Source organism: Pseudomonas sp. NCHU5216, from assembly GCF_052156495.1.
Lineage (GTDB): Bacteria > Pseudomonadota > Gammaproteobacteria > Pseudomonadales > Pseudomonadaceae > Aquipseudomonas.
Genome location: NZ_JBQLIX010000002.1, coordinates 53,927 through 70,184 on the forward strand (window position 1 = coordinate 53,927; position 16,258 = coordinate 70,184).

Below are 16,258 nucleotides of genomic sequence, written 5' to 3' on the forward strand. Positions count from 1 at the left end.
GAGTGACACTCCTGCAATTAACTGGACGTGGTGAAAGGATGACCTGGGGGTTTGCCTACGCAGCACTAAGCCGAAACGTCCTTCGTGCTGGAAACCATGCAGCCTTCCAGGGCCAGTTGCTCGAGTAATACCTGCTCAGCAGTCGGAAGGTCGGACTTAATGGCGTTGAGCTGGCGCTGGATGCGGCGTGTTGCCTGATAGTGCTCCTCGCCTTGGTGTTCCCATCCGAGTAACCGTACCAGTGCGTGCAATACCTGCTGCTCCAGGGCCTTGCGCTCAGTCCTGAAGCGGCCGATTGAGGTTGGAGTGAGTGGGGCAAGTGGGCCGACAAGGCGCCAGCCGCCGGTACCGACCTGGCGAGCGTATACGCCTGCGCAGACAGTCGAGAGCACCTTGTCGAACTGGCAGCGGTCAATGGTTCTTTGTTCTGGTTTGATATTGGCGTCCATGTGAAGACTTCTTGTAAGGCGTGGCCGAGAGGAATCAGGCTACCAACTCGTGGTAGTTCAGCTTGTGCTGGCGCAGGGCTTCCTCGGCAGCTTTCTGGACTGCTTTTGCCTCGATCTTCTCGGCAAGTGTCACTACTTTCGTCACCTTCGTTCTGGCCCGCGTAATAGCGCCTTTGAGGCGGGAGGCTTCAGTTTTCCATTGGGCTTCAGTCATGGCGGCTTCCTGTTGATCAGTTTCAGTTATGCGCCTCATCTCGGTATCTCTGAAGCGCAGTGCCATGTTCAGGCCAAGCAGGTTGTGCCACCAGCTATCGAATCACCCGGTACCGCGCGGCCGGGCACTATCACGATTGCTCTTGCTTCCCGTAGAGAACAGAGCGGGCGTCGGAGACTGTTGCAGCATGCTTGGCTTTCTCAACGTAGGCCCCTGTTTCCCCGATCAGCATGATGACCTCGCCAAAGCGCAACTCACGCCCCAAAGCACGTACAGCGGCTAGATAGCCGTCAACCGCCGGCGACCGATGCTCTTTGGTTTCACTGATTCTTTCAGCCAAGAGGACCAGGTCGTCCTCAGTCGCCTCGATCAGATCAGCCCGGATTTCTGTTCGCTTCAGGCTACGCAAAGTCAATGGGCTAAGCACAACGAAGGCGATGAACATCGCTATGAGACCTTTATTCACAACGTCATCGATTGGGAGAAGCGAAAACGTAATCCAGGGCACGAGCGGGATGGCGAGGTAGAACAGCCACTCACAAGCATCACGCTTGCTGGCGGTCGCCACTTTCTCGAGTTGCTCTGTGGTCAGCGGTGCCTTGTTCAGTTCGAAGACTTTTTCGGTCATTTCATGTTCCTTGCCAGTGGTGCAGGTTCCGGTTTATTCGAAGGCCCAGGCGATTGCTGAAGCGACGCCGAGATCGGAGAACCCCGAGCCGTCCTCGAACATTGACGACGCTTTGAGTCCCTCGTCGGTTTTCACGAGGAAGATCCGGTCGATACCGTGCTCTGTTTTGCGCAGTTGCTTGGGTGGTAGGCCGTTTACATCAATCGGATACCAGCGAATCTTGCTTGGCACAAACTGGGTGGCAGCCATGCGGGTGAGCTCCTCAGTTAGCAGAGGCCGTCGAGCTGGCCGGCGGCCGGTTCGAAGCTAGGTTCGTCAGTGGTGCAGGAATGGCCGCAGTAAGGGCAGTCTGCGAACGAGCCAAAGCCAGTCCAGTCAGGTGTGTTGCCAGTCCAGACGCATCGCGTGCAAGCGAAACTCCAGCGTGGTGCTGCAATGGGCTTGTCCTGTTCCAGTGTGTTCATGTGCGCTTGCACCTGTGGTTGGTTGAGCTACCGACATGGTCTGCTCACTTGAGGTGTGGCAGCAGCCCGGTACCGCGGTTAGGCAGGCCGGCATTCTCACATAGCCTCAAGCCACGACGCCCCAAAACACCCGCAGAAAGTTCTCGTCCAAAAGAAAGCACCGCGCTGGCGGGCCAGGGCGGTGCAAAGGGGGAATCAATCAGGCTACCTCGCGTTTGGAGCCAAAGTGGCTACCAACCAGCGTAGTGCGATACCAGGCGGCCCCAATCAGCGGCGGCTTGGCCGTCCGCATGCAGAATTCGCATTGCGTCAGCGGCAAGGATCTTGGTCGGGCAGCCACCTACCAGGAAAAGGCGGTCCTTCTCGGGCTTGTAGAGGTGCAGAACCGTAAGGGTCATCACTTGTTGCAGCGGCGTCATTGAGCGGTAGCACTTGCGCATGGCCTTCATGCGGTCATCTACAACGTCCCAGGTGCCTGCCCAATCGAAGCCGATGGGTCTTACCGTAAAGTGCAGGCCTTCGCTTCCGTATGGCTGAACACGCTCAAAGCATCCGTAGAGCTGGTAGGTCTCCAAGATACGCAGAAGCGTCTCACCGAAAACCTGCAGGCGCTGGGAAGAGCTGGCGAGGTTCGGTTCTTCGGCCCCGCAGGCCAGCGCCAAAGCTGTGTATTCCTCGTAGTCCATGCAGGGCACTTTATGCAGGATCTCGATCAGCGTCAGGCCCGGGAAGCGCCCGGCCGCGAAGGTGGTATTGATCGCAGAGTAGGCCGCCAGTGCAGCTGGAACTGTTGAGTGGTGGACGTAGCTGTGAGACGCCGTTTCGACGTCGGTGAAGGCGAACTGCCCGGTGGGCAGAATGTGGACACCTATCTCCGCAAGCCGAGTCCGTGCTTTCGCCTGGTAGTCCGTGTTGAATGACATGCGGTTGGCTCCTATCCGGCCCCTCGTGGGGCGTTCTGAGTGATGTGGGCGCAACTGGGCGGTTGCTGGTGCTGCATCTCCCGCTACTGACGTCGAACCCTCAGGCGATCCACCGACGGCCGATATTTTTCTCATGCTCAAGCCGATAGAACCGCACAGATGAGGCATGTTCGCTTCGCCCGCCCTCATAGCTGTCGGGATCGCTGGCCAGTAGGTCATCCAGGTGTGACTTTATCCGAAGCGCGTAGGCTGCCCGGTTAGCCTTGATCGCCTTGCAGACGTCGACGAAGTCCGGATCGTTCTCGCCGTGCCGGCGGTACCAGGCCGCCATCTCCTGGAAGGCTGTCAGATGTTGGTCGTCCAGGTTGCGAAGTCCACTGGCATCAAGCGGGAAGGCTGCGCCGGCGTACATGGCCATGGCGAAAGACTGTAGGAAGCCAGCTGCCGAATAGTCGCCGTCGACCAGGATCGATCGGTATTTTGCGAAGGGCGATTCAGTCATGGCAGCCATCCTGTCCGCGAAGCTCGCGGGTAACAGCCCCGTACTTCATGCGAAGTTCTTCGCTCGAGAGCGAAAGCCCGCAGTACTGGCCGACAAAAGGTGTCAGTGCCCAAATGGACGCTTGAGGGTTCTGTGCACGCGAATATTGCTCAAGGGTGGCGTCGGCAACAAAGCGGCCTACATCATCGAGTCCGTTCGGAGATCTAATCCCGAAAGCTAGCTCTGTTGGTTCGGCTGTATCGAGGTTCAGTGAAGCAAACACGGGAGGCCCAACATCGAGCCCAGCCTCGTCTGGAAACCCCACAGCGACATCGTAGATCTTCCCATCTACCTCGACCCAGGAGTGATCGAAGATGCCGGCGTCGGCACCTACTTCCCCTATCACTAGGGTAGGCGAGATGCCCTGTTCGCTGAGCAGCATATAGAGAATCGCCGAGGAGTCATGGCAGGCGCCATCCCAACCTTCCTTCCAAACGACAGCCAGTAGAGCCGCGTAGGTGTTGAAGATGGTTGCACCGTCCTGCAGGGCCATAGAATTGCTTTCTGCGCGTTGAATCCAGGATCTGATCATGGTTGCCCCTTAGGATTGTCCGGCTGCTCACTCCAGAACTGGGCGCTGTGGTTGTTAAGCCGACGGGTATGCGAGTCAACCCGGGCCTGGAAGGTCTTGGGTACCTGCGCACCATCGCCGCCCTCGCGAAAGAACTCTTTCAACGAATGCAGCGAGACTCTCATCAGGTGTTCCCACTCCCGGTAGAGCTGATCATGCCTATCTTGTTCACGCTTCGCGTTGCGCCTGGTTCCAGTTAGGGCGAAATCCGGCTCCAGCTGTGCTCGATGGGTGATGGTCAAGTGTCCGAAGATCCACTGGGCATCCGGCGCCGGTCGCCAGCGGTATCCGATGTCGACTGATAGCTGCTCGGTGAGGTAGCTCGGGGGGATGATGTTGTCGTCGACGTGGAAGAGCTGCTCTTCTTTCTGCTCAGTCTCTGCGCGGTGTTTCATCTGCAGGACAGCATGCTCCAGATTGCTTGCAGCGCGGCGAGCTCGCTCCTCTGTCTCCTCTAGCTTTCTGGGGGCCTTGGCGTGCATGAACTCGCTTAGCGCGCGTTCAAATGCCCGAAGCTGAGTTGACAAATACGGTCCACAACGCAGGAGACCGAGGGTGTGCAGGCGCTGCGTATCGCCATCCTGGAAGCACTCTTCGAGCTTTCGATCCAGGTCATCGGGTTGGATTGCGGTGATCGCGTCAATTTCGAGACGTGAGAGGTTCAGTTCGCCCATAGCTTCCAATCATGTGGTCAGATTGCTGATGGGTCGTATCCTGCCCGACTAAGGGAGTGTCTGCACTACTCGTATCTGTCCGGGAGGTGCCTGGCTTCATCATCATTGGCTCTGGGCGCTAACTGGCCGATTGCGCCCTGGTCAGGTGCCCCCTCAACAGGGACTATTCCCGGCCAAGATACCAATTCAGCCCTGGTAGGTGCTTATCAGCCCACCTTGCCAGCAGGGCCGCAGTCTGCGGGCTAATCCAGGCCAATGGCCAAGCACTGGCGAGCAATACCAATTCCAGCGCCAGCGCCAACGGCATCAGTAGAAGGCGCAGTACTACAGGCATTCTGCCCCCTAACACTGTCTTGGGCTCAGCCCATGAGTTCTTGGTGAAGGCGGGCAGCATCGTTCTGAGCAGCTTCGATAACGGCCGCGATGAACTTCGGGCTGACATTGTGGAAGGTCGCACAGCCCTTCTCCGGGAAGCTGGTCAGCTTGGCGAGTTCGCCAATCGGCAGAATCTTTCCATGATCCGGATCTTCGTAGCCGCACTCAGTGCAGCCGCGGTTGCGTTTCGGGAGTGTTTCGGCACAGCCGGGGCAAACAACGCTGGTGAGGGAGAGGGGCATGGGATGTTCCTTCAGGCTTAAACGAGAGTGCAGTCAATGCACCAGTCACGACCGGTCAGTTTTTTGCGCATGACTGGCATGTGTTTGATCTTAGTCTCGACCTCTGCGAGATAGACGCGCTTCGCTCGGTCCTCGAGCATGTAGTCAGGCTCGTGCTCGCGCCGATCAATAGTCATTTCTTCGATCGGTGCGAGGGCTGCGAGAGTGAACCGTTCGACGATCTGAAGAAGGAGGGTGACTTGCTGTACTGGCATGGTGTAGCTCCTTTGCTGAGGTGCATCGCCATAGTCATGCGGGTGCTTATGTGCCACCAGCAGTGATAACAGGTCGTCTATATAAGCCAGGTTTAGTGTTTGAACCAAAGCGATTAAAGCTCAATCCATGTAGGTCCGTTTCCTCGACGTCAATCAAGTTTGACTTCCAGGCTGACCAACAGAGTCGAGATAGTTGAGTGCATCTACAACGCGTGGCGGTAAGACAAGGCTACTATTCGTTGCGAAAAGTACCTTGACGCTTGGTAGCGTCTTGGTGATCAGCCAAATCAAGAAATCTTGCTCAATATTTTCTGCACTCATTTGGCAATTGTGTCTCTTGAGAGACTCAATATTAAATTGACGCAGCAGTGATATCGATTTCTGCAATTTCCGATTCTCGAATGCCAGCTTGTCGTAGTCTGAAGAAAGAATGTACTCGCTGGTTGTATTACCATCGCCTGAAGGGAAGGTGTAGCGTCTAATGTCAGTCATTCTTGCCTCTTGCTATTGATGAGTTGATACGCCAGGCAGGAATGATTGTTTATACCCATTGCTACCTCTAGAGTACGACAAATAAGCCTGCTGTGATGCCCAATTTGGCTCTGTATAACTGACGGCAGAATCATTGGATTCAATGGACAGAGTTGGTTTCCTTTTAAGTGATCCGGCCAGACTGAATAGCGGAGAACAGATCGTTGCGGTACTGGTCGCGCTCGATGACTTCATACTCGCCGGCCCGGCGCAACTCCCACATACCGAAGTCGGAACCCCTGGTGAGCGTGAATTGGGCAATGCCTCCACAGCGAACTTCAATGCTGCCGTCAGGCAGTTCGTGGTCACTCCAGGGCAACATCATGGGCATGGCAGCTTCCTTGATCTTTTCAGCAGTTGGCTGAGGACAAATAGGCCCTAGCTTGTTCGGTGGGCTGATATGAAGAGTCCAAGAGGCCGCGCTCTAAGAGTTTGTCCAGCGTTCTGCCACGCCCTGCTCTTTCACGGGGAGCCACGTTCCGCCCATGATCGACAGCCGTGCCGTCTACAAGCTCTCGCAGAACTTGGAGCATGTTGGCGGTCAACGGCGCAGGCTTATGCTGTTTGGTGCTCGCAGGGACGCTCTGAGGCTCTACCTTCAGATCAGAAGCCGCGATGTAGGGTGACAGCCCATTCTCGCGGAGCCGGTTCTGGAGAATTTCATTCAACTCGTAGGTCGCGCTGTGTTTACGAGCCATCTCAGCCATTCGATGCTCAAGACCTGCAATCTTCGCCTTCAATGACAGATTCTGATTTCGTAGAAACTCGATTTCGTCGGCCATGGCTGTTTTCCATTAACTGATTGCGTTCTTGAGGGTGGATACAGCTTCCTCGTATAACTCCTTTCGCCAGTAGCGACCGGAGTAATGCTTGCGCTCCCTAACCACGCTCATACCCAGCTCAAACGACCGTTTCGCCTCGTTGACGGTGACAAATCCTTTGTGCCCTTCCGGGGACACGGCCGTGATGATCACTCCGAGCGTGTCGTCCGCTTCAGCAGACCAACCATCAGGGAGAGAAATGGGGAGTTCCATGGAAATTTCCTAGCGTTTTTGGCGAGCAAGCTTTGCCGCCTGCTTGCGGTACTCGGACGATGTAACGTCCATGTAGACGAGCGCCTCCCGCTTGTCTGGCACCACGCCTTCCGGCGCATTACCGGCCTGCTGGGCAAGCTTGAAAAGCTCATGAAGGCACATGGCTGATTTTCCTTACTGAATCAGATTGACCGACACACCGGCAGCCGCAACGGCTTCGAGGGTCGGGAAGTAGCTGCACTCGTGAACTACGAAGCCCTGGCTATCGACCACATCGACGTGAGCAGCCTGCACATCAACGATGCACTCGAAGCAATCTCCAGGCTGCTCAGTCCTCCGGGTGTCGCCATTCCAGTCAACAAAAAAGCCTGCGATAGCCATGGTCGTTATCCTCGGTATTCGTTATGGGCTCAGTCGCACGATTTGCCCTGAACCCAAGGCCATCATCGGGCTGGTCAAAGCGTGCCACCAGCATCGTGTTTTGCTGTTATGCCAATACGAAGTGTGAATGATGGGGCGCTACACCGGAAAGTCGAACTCAAGCCGGACAGAGAACAGAAGCCCCGTCCAAATTGGCAGGGCATAGCGGGGCTTAGCTGCTCACTGAATCAGCGGTACTCGATGTCGTCCGGCCATTCACCAGGTGCCTTCTGGTTGCGTCGAAATCGCCACCACTGGATGAGCATGAAGAGAAGAAAGAGTACGAAGGTCACGCCGGCGGCGCAGAGAGGATACAGGTCCGGATTTATCATTTTAGTTGGTACCGAAGTGTGGGCTTGATTGCTTCACACCCGTAATGCTGCCGAGCTGTCTGGCATCGTTCAAGGCGACGACTTTCCAGAAGTTGGGTATACAACGCTGAAACCCGCATAAAGCCTGGTGAAAAAACTTTGGGGCTGCTCGCCCACCGAAAGCCGTCAACCAGGTTACTGCTCAGTGCCGGAGTGGCTTCCAGCCATCGCCGAGCACGCCGCTATTGTAAAACCCAAGGCGAATCGCAATGCCGCTCGAAGGCAAATAGACCAGGCCGCAATAGGTGCACCGCTTACCTCGGCCGCTGGCTTCCAGCTCAGCCCGGGCATTCCCACTGATCTGCTCCAAAATCCCCGGTGTCATGTTCATCTGGCGATCGGGGTTGCCGCCTGAGCATTGATCCGGGCAACTGCCCATTGCTGGCCCTCGCTGGTGACGTGAACCCATTCTGCCGCTCCTTTGGTTATCCCACGCTGGGCAGCATGATGGTCATGGCCGAGAGCAGTAGTCCAGCACCAGCCAGTGCCAGGCCAGTCCACAGCAGTCGCATCAAACCCCGGGATAGGCCAATCGTGACGTTCTGCTGGGCAGTCGGCATCAGGGGTAGGTCAGTGCGCAGAGCTGGGGGCGGACAATCGTTTGCTGGAGTCGCTGCCGGCGACTTTGCGAGGGCTTCAGCTTCCAACTCCAACTCTGAAATTCGCCGCGATAGCTGCTGCACTGTGTTGGTGTGCTGCTCATCCAGGGCCGTTTGCTGCTCCGCGGATGCTCTCCGTTCAGCCGTCAGCGTGGCTATCTGCTGAGCCTGCGCAGCGTTTGTTTGCAGAGCTGCGGCCAGCTGCAGATCCGCCTTGAGCTTTTCGGCCTGCCAACGGCTGGCAAGTTCCACGAACTGTGGGAACCCGAGGAACCTGACCTTTTCTTGGTTCCACCAGGATTTCAGATCCTTCTGGCGTCGCACCCCGACAGTTACAGCGCCACCGGCCGGCGAAACGTAGAAGCCTGCGCGGGTCAGGAAGGCCTCAATGCGCCCGTTGTTCGCTTTGACATCGTCGTCAGGGACTGACCTCTGTGCTGGCAAAGGCAGCTGCACTGCGTGCACCTGGTAGTTCCCGCGCAGTTCGGCCTGAGACACTAGGCGAATGACCTGCGCCAGCAGGTACGAGCCGATACCGATACCTTTGACGCTAACCTGAATGCCCTCAGTGGGGCCAAACACAATGTTGGCCTCCTTGTGGTCAACGATGCACCAGACCACGTCCTGCTCCTGGCTGTAGTCGGCCTCGCTCTCGCCAGCGAACTTGAACGACACCCGGTAGAAGCTGGCGCCGTTGTGCTCCGTCCCATGCTGCTTGGTGTTCACCAGCTTGGTGACAGCAAGGCGCTCTGTACCATCCTGCAAGCGGACGATACAGGCGCGCTCTGAGCCGGTATGCGGCGAGTTGTGCAGACGTTTGGCGACCGCAATGAGGGATTCGATGTTACGTCCAGCGTTGGTCATGCAACGAAACGTCCTTCGAGGTTTGAAATGAGATCAAGCACTACGGATTATCGGAGCCAATGGCGAGCAAAGACTGAACTCTGTCGTGCAGATCTGGGTGCTCTACAGCTGCTTGTTCAAGTTCGCTCTGCTGCTCTTTAATGATGTCTGCGGCATTCACCCCAAACTCAGCGACCAGCCGTTCTAGGCTGGAGATCCTTTCTTCGGGTGCTATTTCTTCTCGCGTCGTATTGACGATCAATGCAGCCGCAGCTTTGGAGTGATCGTCGAGTTGCACAATCCTGATGGGAACAATGTCCATCCCTAGTTTCTGCGCCGCAAGCCAGCGAACCTGGCCACCGCCCGGGGTGATCTCATAGTGGTCACCAAGACGGGTAACCAGAATGGGCTCCATGATTCCGAAACTTTTGATGCTCTCAGCCATAGCGTCGACCTGGGCCTGGCTGGAAGCTTTTGGACTCATCTTGCTCCGCACCAGCTTACTGGTTTGTACCGCCGTTGGAGTTTTCATGTCAGTGCCCTTGCAGTCATATTCAGGGGTCAATGATAAAGGATCGTTCGGTCAACTCGTTGGAGAGTGCTGCAATGCCGAAACCAGCTCACGAGCAGTGGCTTGGCTCATCGAAAAGCCGAAGTCCTTTTGCCAGCTCCCTGTATCGATCGCCAGAGAAACACCTTCGCGGAAGGGTTCCCCGTCGTTCGTGTAGGTGATCACCAGGCGTGCGCCGTTTGAGGCTTCCTCGGAGAGGGGAGGATTCTCTCCCTGCTCACCACGCAGCACCAGCACAATGCGCTGCGCTACGTCAGCCGCTTCGCTGGAAGATAGGTCGATAATGGTGGCCTCTTTGCTACCGAATCCGGGCGCCAGGTGCTGCAGGCGTACGGTGTTGTCCAGGTGCATGACGATCAGGGTGGTACGGTCAGAGGTTTCCCAGCTCTGAAAGACTGCTGTGTGGCCGGGATAGGATACTTGCATGCTGGCGCCCTCTGGGTTGTAGGTTAGATGCGCCATATTCACGGCTTTGAACTTGTGCCAGAAGCTCCGAGGGTTAGGAGCTGCTGCAATTGACTGGTACCGGCACGGACCATCCTCCTGGTGCCAGTGACCTTAGGTCGTATCCCAAAACGAATAGCGATGCCTCAAAGGCATGACAGCGCCCGGCCAGGTCTAACTGATCACTCTCAAACAGCCGGCTCTTCTGCAGCACTTCGCGCATGATCCAGCTCAGGATGAGCTGGCGCCTGGCCCACAGATGCGGGCTCTGATGACTGAGCAGCTGGGGTGTTCCTGCGTAGCCTAGTAACCGAGGGTTGCGGATCTGTCGCTGTCCAGGCGTCTGCGGTGACTCCATACCAGGGCCCCAGGCAAACACATGGTGGTCTGCCGGGCCGGCGGCGAGGTCTGATTGCCGGTAGAGGTGGTACAGCATCGCAATGGCAGCCCCAACGCGACCGTCATAGATCGGCGAGCCGTCGCCATCCAGAAGGGCATGCACCTTGGTCAGGCCCGAGTTGAACTTGTAGAAGACTGCTTTCGTGAGGTCAGTTAGCCGCTGAGGGCCTGTTGGCGATAGCAGGGTGGCCCTGGCCGTCAGATACGGCACCAGCTGCCGCTGCCGCCGGAGTGCGTCAAGAAAGCTCGAAGACCTGGGTACGTTTCCCCAGTCGAGGATTGCAGCGCTGGCGCGGTAGGCAGCGTCATCATCACCAGCCTTTACTGCGGCCTGCAGGTCGGTTCTCAGGGTGGAAAGATTGCGCTGAACGATCGGCCAGGTGCCTTTCCACTGGTAGTGGTCACGAACCTGTTCAATACCGGTCAAGCGGACATCGATCGCCTGGGAGACAAACTGACTTCTGCGCACCTTGAGATGCACTGGTAGGGACGGAAGGTTAGATGCCAGCCAACAGGTGAACGCCAAAATGTCAGGCTGCCCCAGAAACGATGTTCTATCCAGGGCATTGCTGAGGGATCGAGACGGCATTCCAACAGGTCAGTAGCAGAGCGCGAAAACAGCGAACAGAGACACGGGTAATAGCCCCCACATAGGACCAAACATGGACATCAGCCCGAAAGCGCTGATTCCTGCGAGCAGGCTTGCCCGGCCGAAAATGATCACTCGTCGCTGATGAGTCATGCAATCGATCCCCGTGTATTCAGACGCGAGATGCCCAGCGCTCCATATTGTCATGGATGGACTGAGCCTTCTCCATTTCATGCTGTGCAAGCTCGCTCAGGAAGGGGCTGGCCTCAACAAAGAGTCTGCGGATCTCCCCCAGCAGGATCGTGGCGCTGGCCTGGCATGCGGCCAGGACCTGGGACTCACCACTGGAAACAGCATGCTCCAGCGTCGGTTCATCCACGCTGTCAGCAGCAATGGTGCGGGCTTCCTCCTCAAGCTCAGCACGCCTGGCCTGGACTGCCAGGATTTGCTCCTTGAGGTTCTCAATCCGCTCATCCGCGTCCTCGATCTTGCCGGCGATAGTGTCAGCGAGCTCGTTCGACGGGAGAACTTTCCTAAGCCAATGCGCCATTTCTAGGACTCCTGGGCCTGGTCTACAACAGGGGTAATGGGCTCCCACTTCACAACCTTATCCGCCTGGATAATGCGGCTATGGCCGCACTCGAGGATCAGGGGGCTTTCGATCATGCGGTCGTTTACCATCCACATTTTCTCTTTGCAGGCATCGCCGAAGTAGAAGGTTTCGTCTTCGACCTTACCGATCACGGGGTAGGCAGGCATGCGGTCACCGTCAACAAGGGTGACAATATACGGGCGGTCAGTACGCCAGACATGGGGCGCCAGCTGCGGAAATTCCATCTTCAAACCTCTCGTGGATGCTGTTCAAACTCGCGCCGGGGCGGCGACGAGTTGGCTGCTAATGATGAAATGCTCCCGGTAGTCGGGGCTAGCCGGGTCCTGGTCGGAACAGCTTTCGGCATAGAGCTCGCGCAAGGCTACGGCCTGTGCATCGCCTTCAGTGCTGCAGCGGATGTAGAAGACGGAATCATCGTCATCTCCGCTCAGGCGACAGGATACAACGTACAGGCTCCCGTCCTCGTTCTCGACGTGCACAACGCTGGCCTCTGGCACCAGGCCGGTCGGCCTGCCTGCCAGTTGCTCTACAGCCGCTGCCAGAGCAGGGTGTCCATTACGCAGCACCGCGATCGCCGCTTTGATAGGGTCCACGCGGTCGATCAGCACTGCAGCGTTTTGGCCCTTGGATTGCGTTGCGCAAACCACTTGAGTTGGGCCGCGCTCAATCGCGTCATCGCGCATGACCAGCCGAGCGGCGAAGTCGCCCCAGTCGTTGGCGGTCATGTCCAGGCGCCCGAGCTCGTACTCCTGGTTCACCGATTCAGAGAGCTGCTCGAGGTCTGCCTTCGCCGCTGCAGCATCGATAGCTTTGACGACATCGGTATAGCTCTGAAAGCGTGGTTGTGTGGCAGCTTGCATAGGAGTGTCCTTCCTCAGGAGTGGCGGTACCAGGTGGTGGAATCGCGGTACCGCTTCAAGCTGGTCTTGATCAGCTTGGTCGCTTGGTTGATCAGCAGGCTCGCCTCGTTACCGTCCAGGGACAGCTCCTCGCGCGTCTCACCTTCGTGACCCCACATGTAGCGGTGCTTGTTGAAGCCCTTCGCTGTCAGCAGCTTGAGGGTGCTTGGCACACTGCGGCGAACGCGCCCCTTGGGGGTGACCGGCGCGAACACCTTGAAGACTCGGCGGGTCTGCGCCTCGAGGTCATCCTCGTAGAGCCAGACCTCTTGGATCAGCTGACCGCCACGCATTTCCGGCCGGTAGAGGTGGCCAATGGTGCACAAGGCGCCGTTGATGGGCTGCGCTACGTTGGGGATGCGGATTTGCTGCATGCCTGACTCCTTGCTTGGACTGGCGAAGTGATGGGGCCATGTTCAACCGGGGCTTCGTGTGTCAGAAGCCCCGGGGTGAAATGTTTTAGGCCGCTAACATGTCCAGTTGCTCAGGCTTGGCGTAGCGGGCCGGTCCGACGTGGCGAGCGGACTTCTGGCACACCTTGCGCACTTGTTGCTTCCAGTTGGGGTTCGCAGTGGGACGCCGATCGGCAACGAACTCGTAAATTTGCTTGAGGTCAGCGACCCCGCCGAAAAGATCGAGGGCGTCCTCAACAACCGAGCGCCAGGTGGCAGGCCCCTGACGCATGGCCTCTTGGACGTCACGAGAAAGCGTCTGCAGGTAGGCCAGTTCTTGGTAGAGGCTGAAGCCGACCATCAGTCGTTGCTTGTCCTTTGTGAAGGTCACAAAGGCCAGGGGGCACTGCAGGCCCGCGTAGATGTTGCGGGGGATCATCTCCTGCTCAAGGGACCAGCGCTCGTTGTAGCGGCAAACCCGGGAAGCGGTTTGCAGGGCGTAGCAGGGGAGGATCAGGGCGCAGCGACCTTCATCGACCAGCAGGTCGTAGGATCGGTCCAGAAGTCGATCAATGAACTTGGTATCGAACGGTGGGTTACCCAGCACCAGCGTGGGCCGCTCATCGATCTCTACCTCAAAGAAGTCACCGGTGATGACTCGGCGGCCGGTGAGGTCGCGGGCGATCTGGGCGAGGTGAGGGTCAATCTCAACCCCCAGCGCGGGAACGAATTCAGGCAGAGCCTGGAGGAAACGGCCAGGGCCGCAGGTAGGTTCCAGAACGAAGTCGTTGGCGCTGAGTGTGGGGAAGTTCTTGCGAACGATCGCCGCTGCGGCCCATGCCGGTGTCGGATACTGGCTGAACTCAACCTGGTTGCTGGAGGCTTCAGGGGTGCTGGTGCTGCTTGCCATGGTGACTGCCCTTGCGATGTGGATGGCGCCATCGTCAGGGCAGCTATGGGGTGGCAGAAGCCGCCTTCCTGGCCGCAGAGCAGGCCAGGGACGGGCACTTTCAGTCAACTCAGGTCGCACCTACAGCTGTAGCTGGCCCTGTGCACCGCTGTTCGACGCCGGTACGTGCATCGGAACCACGTTCGAATCGTCCGGTACGGTTTCGCCCACCTTTGCGAGGAACATCTTGGCCAGGGCACGCAGCTGGTTCTCTCCGATATCGATTCGCTCCACCAGGTTCTCTCCTGGGTTGCGCACGCCTTCGATCTGCTCCCGCTTGACGCCCAGGACGTCCGAAACGATTGGGTCGCTTCCCTCTTCGGAGATGAGGAAGTACGCCATCACTGGCAACCACTGCCCGTCACGGTACACGCGGCCGATGCACTGTTCGTGGACGCCTGGAGACCAGTCCAACTCACCAAACACCACGGTGCTTGCCACATGCTGCAGCCCATCGAGGCCTGCGCCGGAGCGCAAGCTCAGGATGATGAGTTGGCTGTCGCCGGAGATGAAGGCATCCATGGCGGCTTGCTTCTGCTTTGGAGATTCGGAGCCGGTGTACATCACCGGATTGAACTCCTTGAGCTTTTCAAGCCAGATCGAGTAAACCTCGCGGTGCCACCCGAACAGAACAACCTTTTCGCCACTCTCCAGCAGCAGACGGACGAACTCAGCAACGTATGGTGCTTTCGCCACACCAGTGGCCTGCCGCACCAGCGCGTCGAGGTCGCCCGATGCCCGCATCTTCTCGCCGCGGTAGGCCTCGTTCTTCTTCAGGATCGTTCTGGCGAGTGCCGCCGCATCACCGGTGATCCGGTTGAGCACGCTGGCGTCCGCCTCAATCTCGTGGGGAATCTTTGACAGCCCAGGCAGCTCCCGGCCGACCTCGGCCCGGGTGCGTCGCAGCATGATGCCCTCACGGCGTAGGTAAGCCCCGAACTGCTCGGCGTCTTTGAGCTTCGATTTCTCACCTGGTGCCGCAATGCACCATTCGCGTTGGAACTCTTCGTTGGTACCGAGACAACCTGGTATCAGCACGTCCACGACATGGAAGAACTCGCTGCCGTAGTTGTAGATCGGTGTTGCGGTCAGCCCCAGCCGCCACCTGGCCTTCGACGCCAGGTGGCGGCATGCACGGTAGATTTCGCTTCCTGGGTTACGGAGCTGCTGGGCTTCCTCAAAGATCGCGTACTCAACGATCTCACCCAGTACGTCAGCCCAACCGCGCAGCTTGTGATAGCTGATTAGGATCACGTCCGGCAGGGTGTCCCACAGGTCGGCGATTCGCTGTCGAGGCTGCTTGATGAGGTCGTACGTTTTCGATGTGCGGATGTGGTGTACGCGCAGGTTCGGCGCGAACTCCTTGAGCTTCTGAGGCCAATGGTTCGGCATGTGGGCCGGGTAAACCACCACAGCCGGCAACCGGCCAGGAATAGCCATTGGCCCGATCCCGCTTACCGTCTTGCCGAGCCCAAGGTCATCGGCCAGCAGTAGGCCGCCACGGATATCCAGCTGGGCGGCTGCGTAGCGCTGGTATTCCCTCGGTGGGAGTGCCAATTCAAAAGGAGGCAGCTCCAGCCTACCGGCCTTCAGTTCCTGCAGGTTCTGCTCCATCTCAACGTGCTGAGCCGACTGGCGATCCAGTTCCGCGCGGATCTCGGTCGACATGTCCATGGGGTAGCGGTCGAGGAACCACCGCAACTCGCGGCTATTCTCCGGCGTCGCCGCCAGGCTGATGCAGTCAGCGGCGTGCTGGGGCATTCGTGGGAAAACACGCTTGAGCCGAGCCCGAACGTGGGGCTCGCAGCGGATGTGCCAGTGTCTGGAGCTGTGTTCAATGCTGCCGAAGCTCAGCGCGGTCATAGGGTCTGCCTCCGTACTCGCAGCATCTGGAATGCCTTTCCGCCCCATGCTGGACGCTCTACGAGCGGTTCCGATGCCCAACGCTCCGTGCTGGCCAGCACAACACCGCGCACGTCCGGGTGACTGATATAGCGGCCTACCTGATGAAGCGCCGACGAAAATGATCCGCCAACCTTCACCTCGATCACGATGCCGCCGACCCACAGGTCTACGCGGCTCTTGGCATCGAGGACCCGCTCACGCTCCACCGTATAACCAGCTTCTTCGAGTACTCGCTGCAAGCCGCCCTGTAGCTGCGTCTCGCTTCCATAGCGATACGCGTAGCCAGCAAGCAGTCTGGTGATAGCACTCAGCTCCATGTGATGACTCGACGGCTCTCCCGATACCAATGCGCGTGATTTCATGA

At 58.0% G+C, this 16,258-nt stretch carries 28 protein-coding genes; all 28 read right to left on the bottom strand.

Annotated features, from left to right (window positions below; all coding sequences use genetic code 11):
- Positions 1–65 precede the first annotated feature (65 nt).
- The 28 genes from ACSVIK_RS01775 to ACSVIK_RS01910 all read right to left on the bottom strand — a co-directional run bounded on the left by ACSVIK_RS01775 (position 66) and on the right by ACSVIK_RS01910 (position 16,256).
- Positions 66–449: a hypothetical protein gene (locus ACSVIK_RS01775; protein ID WP_442442654.1), complete on the bottom strand. Its 384-nt coding sequence runs from the start codon at positions 447–449 to the stop codon at positions 66–68.
- 34 nt (positions 450–483) lie between these two features.
- Entirely contained in the window at positions 484–663 is a 180-nt protein-coding gene (locus ACSVIK_RS01780; protein WP_442442655.1) for a hypothetical protein, read from the bottom strand.
- 130 nt (positions 664–793) lie between these two features.
- Positions 794–1,291 carry a hypothetical protein gene (locus ACSVIK_RS01785; protein WP_442442656.1) on the bottom strand — a complete coding sequence of 166 codons (498 nt, stop codon included), beginning with the start codon at positions 1,289–1,291 and terminating at the stop codon, positions 794–796.
- Positions 1,292–1,324: 33 nt separating this feature from the next.
- On the bottom strand, positions 1,325–1,540 hold the full coding sequence (locus ACSVIK_RS01790) for a hypothetical protein (RefSeq protein WP_442442657.1): 216 nt from the start codon (positions 1,538–1,540) through the stop codon (positions 1,325–1,327).
- A gap of 445 nt (positions 1,541–1,985) precedes the next feature.
- Positions 1,986–2,678, bottom strand: a complete 693-nt coding sequence (locus ACSVIK_RS01795; RefSeq protein WP_442442658.1) for a hypothetical protein — start codon at positions 2,676–2,678, stop codon at positions 1,986–1,988.
- A 100-nt stretch (positions 2,679–2,778) separates the two neighbouring features.
- Entirely contained in the window at positions 2,779–3,180 is a 402-nt protein-coding gene (locus ACSVIK_RS01800) for a hypothetical protein (protein ID WP_442442659.1), read from the bottom strand.
- Complete coding sequence (locus tag ACSVIK_RS01805) at positions 3,173–3,751, bottom strand: lasso peptide biosynthesis protein (protein WP_442442660.1); 579 nt, start codon at positions 3,749–3,751, stop codon at positions 3,173–3,175. Before ACSVIK_RS01805 ends, ACSVIK_RS01800 begins: the two co-directional genes overlap by 8 nt.
- Entirely contained in the window at positions 3,748–4,464 is a 717-nt protein-coding gene (locus ACSVIK_RS01810; protein WP_442442661.1) for a hypothetical protein, read from the bottom strand. The genes ACSVIK_RS01805 and ACSVIK_RS01810 overlap by 4 nt, the downstream gene beginning before the upstream one ends.
- A gap of 359 nt (positions 4,465–4,823) precedes the next feature.
- Positions 4,824–5,081: a zinc ribbon domain-containing protein gene (locus ACSVIK_RS01815; protein WP_442442662.1), complete on the bottom strand. Its 258-nt coding sequence runs from the start codon at positions 5,079–5,081 to the stop codon at positions 4,824–4,826.
- 17 nt (positions 5,082–5,098) lie between these two features.
- Positions 5,099–5,335: a hypothetical protein gene (locus ACSVIK_RS01820; RefSeq protein WP_442442663.1), complete on the bottom strand. Its 237-nt coding sequence runs from the start codon at positions 5,333–5,335 to the stop codon at positions 5,099–5,101.
- A gap of 153 nt (positions 5,336–5,488) precedes the next feature.
- Positions 5,489–5,827 carry a hypothetical protein gene (locus ACSVIK_RS01825; RefSeq protein WP_442442664.1) on the bottom strand — a complete coding sequence of 113 codons (339 nt, stop codon included), beginning with the start codon at positions 5,825–5,827 and terminating at the stop codon, positions 5,489–5,491.
- 163 nt (positions 5,828–5,990) lie between these two features.
- Entirely contained in the window at positions 5,991–6,197 is a 207-nt protein-coding gene (locus ACSVIK_RS01830; RefSeq protein ID WP_442442665.1) for a hypothetical protein, read from the bottom strand.
- A gap of 19 nt (positions 6,198–6,216) precedes the next feature.
- Positions 6,217–6,648, bottom strand: a complete 432-nt coding sequence (locus ACSVIK_RS01835; protein WP_442442666.1) for a hypothetical protein — start codon at positions 6,646–6,648, stop codon at positions 6,217–6,219.
- Between the two features lie 12 nt (positions 6,649–6,660).
- On the bottom strand, positions 6,661–6,900 hold the full coding sequence (locus ACSVIK_RS01840) for a hypothetical protein (RefSeq protein WP_442442667.1): 240 nt from the start codon (positions 6,898–6,900) through the stop codon (positions 6,661–6,663).
- Positions 6,901–6,909: 9 nt separating this feature from the next.
- Complete coding sequence (locus ACSVIK_RS01845) at positions 6,910–7,062, bottom strand: hypothetical protein (RefSeq protein WP_442442668.1); 153 nt, start codon at positions 7,060–7,062, stop codon at positions 6,910–6,912.
- 12 nt (positions 7,063–7,074) lie between these two features.
- Positions 7,075–7,281 (bottom strand): hypothetical protein, encoded by a 207-nt coding sequence (locus ACSVIK_RS01850; RefSeq protein WP_442442669.1) that lies wholly within the window; start codon positions 7,279–7,281, stop codon positions 7,075–7,077.
- A gap of 552 nt (positions 7,282–7,833) precedes the next feature.
- Positions 7,834–8,100 carry a hypothetical protein gene (locus tag ACSVIK_RS01855; RefSeq protein ID WP_442442670.1) on the bottom strand — a complete coding sequence of 89 codons (267 nt, stop codon included), beginning with the start codon at positions 8,098–8,100 and terminating at the stop codon, positions 7,834–7,836.
- A 16-nt stretch (positions 8,101–8,116) separates the two neighbouring features.
- Positions 8,117–9,154 (bottom strand): hypothetical protein, encoded by a 1,038-nt coding sequence (locus ACSVIK_RS01860; protein ID WP_442442671.1) that lies wholly within the window; start codon positions 9,152–9,154, stop codon positions 8,117–8,119.
- Positions 9,155–9,194: 40 nt separating this feature from the next.
- Complete coding sequence (locus ACSVIK_RS01865; RefSeq protein ID WP_442442672.1) at positions 9,195–9,665, bottom strand: ParB/RepB/Spo0J family partition protein; 471 nt, start codon at positions 9,663–9,665, stop codon at positions 9,195–9,197.
- Between the two features lie 51 nt (positions 9,666–9,716).
- Positions 9,717–10,130 carry a hypothetical protein gene (locus ACSVIK_RS01870; RefSeq protein ID WP_442442673.1) on the bottom strand — a complete coding sequence of 138 codons (414 nt, stop codon included), beginning with the start codon at positions 10,128–10,130 and terminating at the stop codon, positions 9,717–9,719.
- A gap of 73 nt (positions 10,131–10,203) precedes the next feature.
- Entirely contained in the window at positions 10,204–10,974 is a 771-nt protein-coding gene (locus tag ACSVIK_RS01875; RefSeq protein ID WP_442442674.1) for a hypothetical protein, read from the bottom strand.
- 334 nt (positions 10,975–11,308) lie between these two features.
- Entirely contained in the window at positions 11,309–11,686 is a 378-nt protein-coding gene (locus ACSVIK_RS01880) for a hypothetical protein (protein WP_442442675.1), read from the bottom strand.
- A gap of 2 nt (positions 11,687–11,688) precedes the next feature.
- Positions 11,689–11,973, bottom strand: a complete 285-nt coding sequence (locus ACSVIK_RS01885) for a hypothetical protein (RefSeq protein ID WP_442442676.1) — start codon at positions 11,971–11,973, stop codon at positions 11,689–11,691.
- Between the two features lie 24 nt (positions 11,974–11,997).
- A complete protein-coding gene (locus ACSVIK_RS01890) occupies positions 11,998–12,609 on the bottom strand; it encodes a hypothetical protein (RefSeq protein ID WP_442442677.1) in 612 nt (203 codons plus the stop codon).
- 14 nt (positions 12,610–12,623) lie between these two features.
- Positions 12,624–13,022, bottom strand: a complete 399-nt coding sequence (locus ACSVIK_RS01895; RefSeq protein ID WP_442442678.1) for a hypothetical protein — start codon at positions 13,020–13,022, stop codon at positions 12,624–12,626.
- Positions 13,023–13,107: 85 nt separating this feature from the next.
- Positions 13,108–13,950: a class I SAM-dependent methyltransferase gene (locus tag ACSVIK_RS01900; protein WP_442442679.1), complete on the bottom strand. Its 843-nt coding sequence runs from the start codon at positions 13,948–13,950 to the stop codon at positions 13,108–13,110.
- Between the two features lie 120 nt (positions 13,951–14,070).
- The gene (locus ACSVIK_RS01905; protein ID WP_442442680.1) at positions 14,071–15,852 is read right to left on the bottom strand and encodes an SNF2-related protein; all 1,782 of its coding nucleotides are present in this window, start codon (positions 15,850–15,852) and stop codon (positions 14,071–14,073) included.
- Positions 15,849–16,256, bottom strand: a complete 408-nt coding sequence (locus ACSVIK_RS01910) for a hypothetical protein (protein ID WP_442442681.1) — start codon at positions 16,254–16,256, stop codon at positions 15,849–15,851. The genes ACSVIK_RS01905 and ACSVIK_RS01910 overlap by 4 nt, the downstream gene beginning before the upstream one ends.
- Positions 16,257–16,258: the final 2 nt, after the last annotated feature.

What these genes read in the sequence shown, in the direction of transcription:
- ACSVIK_RS01775 (WP_442442654.1), bottom strand. Translation starts at nt 449, where the DNA reads ATGGACGCCAATATCAAACCAGAACAAAGAACCATTGACCGCTGCCAG.
- ACSVIK_RS01780 (WP_442442655.1), bottom strand. Translation starts at nt 663, where the DNA reads ATGACTGAAGCCCAATGGAAAACTGAAGCCTCCCGCCTCAAAGGCGCT.
- ACSVIK_RS01785 (WP_442442656.1), bottom strand. Translation starts at nt 1,291, where the DNA reads ATGACCGAAAAAGTCTTCGAACTGAACAAGGCACCGCTGACCACAGAG.
- ACSVIK_RS01790 (WP_442442657.1), bottom strand. Translation starts at nt 1,540, where the DNA reads ATGGCTGCCACCCAGTTTGTGCCAAGCAAGATTCGCTGGTATCCGATT.
- ACSVIK_RS01795 (WP_442442658.1), bottom strand. Translation starts at nt 2,678, where the DNA reads ATGTCATTCAACACGGACTACCAGGCGAAAGCACGGACTCGGCTTGCG.
- ACSVIK_RS01800 (WP_442442659.1), bottom strand. Translation starts at nt 3,180, where the DNA reads ATGACTGAATCGCCCTTCGCAAAATACCGATCGATCCTGGTCGACGGC.
- ACSVIK_RS01805 (WP_442442660.1), bottom strand. Translation starts at nt 3,751, where the DNA reads ATGATCAGATCCTGGATTCAACGCGCAGAAAGCAATTCTATGGCCCTG.
- ACSVIK_RS01810 (WP_442442661.1), bottom strand. Translation starts at nt 4,464, where the DNA reads ATGGGCGAACTGAACCTCTCACGTCTCGAAATTGACGCGATCACCGCA.
- ACSVIK_RS01815 (WP_442442662.1), bottom strand. Translation starts at nt 5,081, where the DNA reads ATGCCCCTCTCCCTCACCAGCGTTGTTTGCCCCGGCTGTGCCGAAACA.
- ACSVIK_RS01820 (WP_442442663.1), bottom strand. Translation starts at nt 5,335, where the DNA reads ATGCCAGTACAGCAAGTCACCCTCCTTCTTCAGATCGTCGAACGGTTC.
- ACSVIK_RS01825 (WP_442442664.1), bottom strand. Translation starts at nt 5,827, where the DNA reads ATGACTGACATTAGACGCTACACCTTCCCTTCAGGCGATGGTAATACA.
- ACSVIK_RS01830 (WP_442442665.1), bottom strand. Translation starts at nt 6,197, where the DNA reads ATGCCCATGATGTTGCCCTGGAGTGACCACGAACTGCCTGACGGCAGC.
- ACSVIK_RS01835 (WP_442442666.1), bottom strand. Translation starts at nt 6,648, where the DNA reads ATGGCCGACGAAATCGAGTTTCTACGAAATCAGAATCTGTCATTGAAG.
- ACSVIK_RS01840 (WP_442442667.1), bottom strand. Translation starts at nt 6,900, where the DNA reads ATGGAACTCCCCATTTCTCTCCCTGATGGTTGGTCTGCTGAAGCGGAC.
- ACSVIK_RS01845 (WP_442442668.1), bottom strand. Translation starts at nt 7,062, where the DNA reads ATGTGCCTTCATGAGCTTTTCAAGCTTGCCCAGCAGGCCGGTAATGCG.
- ACSVIK_RS01850 (WP_442442669.1), bottom strand. Translation starts at nt 7,281, where the DNA reads ATGGCTATCGCAGGCTTTTTTGTTGACTGGAATGGCGACACCCGGAGG.
- ACSVIK_RS01855 (WP_442442670.1), bottom strand. Translation starts at nt 8,100, where the DNA reads ATGGGTTCACGTCACCAGCGAGGGCCAGCAATGGGCAGTTGCCCGGAT.
- ACSVIK_RS01860 (WP_442442671.1), bottom strand. Translation starts at nt 9,154, where the DNA reads ATGACCAACGCTGGACGTAACATCGAATCCCTCATTGCGGTCGCCAAA.
- ACSVIK_RS01865 (WP_442442672.1), bottom strand. Translation starts at nt 9,665, where the DNA reads ATGAAAACTCCAACGGCGGTACAAACCAGTAAGCTGGTGCGGAGCAAG.
- ACSVIK_RS01870 (WP_442442673.1), bottom strand. Translation starts at nt 10,130, where the DNA reads ATGCAAGTATCCTATCCCGGCCACACAGCAGTCTTTCAGAGCTGGGAA.
- ACSVIK_RS01880 (WP_442442675.1), bottom strand. Translation starts at nt 11,686, where the DNA reads ATGGCGCATTGGCTTAGGAAAGTTCTCCCGTCGAACGAGCTCGCTGAC.
- ACSVIK_RS01885 (WP_442442676.1), bottom strand. Translation starts at nt 11,973, where the DNA reads ATGGAATTTCCGCAGCTGGCGCCCCATGTCTGGCGTACTGACCGCCCG.
- ACSVIK_RS01890 (WP_442442677.1), bottom strand. Translation starts at nt 12,609, where the DNA reads ATGCAAGCTGCCACACAACCACGCTTTCAGAGCTATACCGATGTCGTC.
- ACSVIK_RS01895 (WP_442442678.1), bottom strand. Translation starts at nt 13,022, where the DNA reads ATGCAGCAAATCCGCATCCCCAACGTAGCGCAGCCCATCAACGGCGCC.
- ACSVIK_RS01900 (WP_442442679.1), bottom strand. Translation starts at nt 13,950, where the DNA reads ATGGCAAGCAGCACCAGCACCCCTGAAGCCTCCAGCAACCAGGTTGAG.
- ACSVIK_RS01905 (WP_442442680.1), bottom strand. Translation starts at nt 15,852, where the DNA reads ATGACCGCGCTGAGCTTCGGCAGCATTGAACACAGCTCCAGACACTGG.
- ACSVIK_RS01910 (WP_442442681.1), bottom strand. Translation starts at nt 16,256, where the DNA reads ATGAAATCACGCGCATTGGTATCGGGAGAGCCGTCGAGTCATCACATG.